Origin of the sequence: Hyphomonas sp. GM-8P, from assembly GCF_003263315.1 — a bacterium.
Taxonomy (GTDB): Bacteria; Pseudomonadota; Alphaproteobacteria; order Caulobacterales; family Hyphomonadaceae; genus Hyphomonas.
In genome coordinates this window covers 1-592 of sequence record NZ_AWFE01000027.1, presented here as the reverse complement: position 1 = coordinate 592, position 592 = coordinate 1, and the positions used below count along the sequence as shown (strand labels likewise).

General features: G+C 49.7%; 1 protein-coding gene. It reads left to right on the top strand.

Annotated elements, in window-relative coordinates; all coding sequences use genetic code 11:
- Positions 1–341: 341 nt before the first annotated feature.
- The coding region (locus HY26_RS02900) for a ParA family protein (protein ID WP_146740163.1) at positions 342–592 on the top strand (251 nt) is incomplete at its 3' end.

Below are 592 nucleotides of genomic sequence, written 5' to 3'. Positions count from 1 at the left end.
CCGGTCAAGGGCGCCCACGCCGGACGCTTACTTAGCGCACCGGAGTAGCGCACACGAATCGTACCTGGTTGGTTATGAACCGAATTGGAAGAGTAAGACGAGTTATACACAATCAGTAAGACGCCAATGCAGGCACTTCGGCCTCGGGCTAATATTTATTGAAAATCTGTCGGATCATTCTAGTTTTGCGGTCCTTGAAAACGCCGAGAGAGTGGATCCTGCACCCGAAAAGGCAGACGCTTTGCTCGCTCGGCATTTGAACAATACGGGACGCAAGCGCATTCGGTCTTGGAGACAAAAGACATTAACTTGGGACGAGGAAATATAGAACTTTGACTGTCGTGCCTAAGCGTCGCAGCAATCCGCTAAATGCGCCTATTGTCACTGTGGCTAATCTAAAAGGTGGAGTCGGAAAATCTACGACAGCATTGATGTTGTCGGAGGGGCTTGCCTACGCATACGGCCTGCGTGTTCTTGTCTTAGATTTTGACGCGCAATCTAATTTAAGCCAGCTGATGTTGACGGAAAAGGGCGTACTAAAAGCTTACAATGGCGAAAGAGGTGGTCTGCATCCCGAAAAGTGGTCCGGTAT